The 861-nt window shown below is 37.6% G+C and carries 1 protein-coding gene; it reads left to right on the top strand.

The window, feature by feature from the left end:
- Positions 1-41: 41 nt before the first annotated feature.
- A protein-coding gene (locus tag E4T79_RS10720; protein WP_135030122.1) for an IS630 family transposase occupies positions 42-861 on the top strand; the annotation gives its coding sequence in 2 pieces (ribosomal slippage) (positions 42-345 and positions 345-861; 821 coding nt annotated over the 2 pieces). This gene is flagged as partial in the annotation.

The following is an 861-nucleotide window of genomic DNA, read 5'->3' as shown; positions in this document are numbered from 1 at the left end:
AAAATGAAGTAAAAACAGTACATTTGTGATATCATGTTTTTATGGCATATTCACTAGATTTTCGTAAAAAAGTCCTCGCATACTGTGACAAAACTGGTAGTATTTCTGAAGCATCTGCTGTTTTCCAAATCTCACGCAACACCATTTATCAATGGCTAAAACTAAAAGAAAAAACAGGCGATCTTAATCACCAAGTTAAAGGAACTAAGCCAAGAAAAGTTGATAGAGATAAATTAAAGAACTATCTTAAAACTCATCCAGATGCTTATTTGACTGAAATAGCTTCTGCATTCGGCTGTCACCCAACCGCTATTCATTACGCTCTCAAATCCATGGGATATACTCGAAAAAAAAGAGCTCTACCTACCACGAACAAGACCCTGAAAAAGTAGCCCTGTTTCTTAAAGAATTTAATAATTTAGGGAACCTGACTCCTGTTTATATTGATGAGACAGGGTTTGAGACGTATTTTTATCGAGAATATGGTCGCTCCTTGAAAGGTCAGTTGATAAAAGGTAAGGTCTCTGGAAGAAGATACCAGCGGATATCTTTAGTTGCAGGTCTCATAAATGGTGAGCTTATAGCTCCGATGACTTATAAAGATACTATGACTAGTGATTTTTTCGAAGCTTGGTTCCAAAAATTCTTACTACCCACTTTGGAGACGCCATCAGTTATCATTATGGATAATGCAAAGTTTCATAGAATGAGCAGGCTAAAGGTCTTGTCTAAGGAGCAGGGGCATAGAATTTTACCACTTCCTCCGTACTCACCTGAGTACAATCCCATCGAGAAAACATGGGCTCACATCAAAAAACACCTCAGAAAAGTATTGCCAAATGCCCATACTTTCATTGAGGC

Source organism: Streptococcus sp. LYSM12 (genome assembly GCF_004569635.1).
Lineage (GTDB): Bacteria > Bacillota > Bacilli > Lactobacillales > Streptococcaceae > Streptococcus.
Note: the sequence above shows the minus strand (reverse complement) of the source record. Positions and strands in the feature narration are given on the sequence as shown.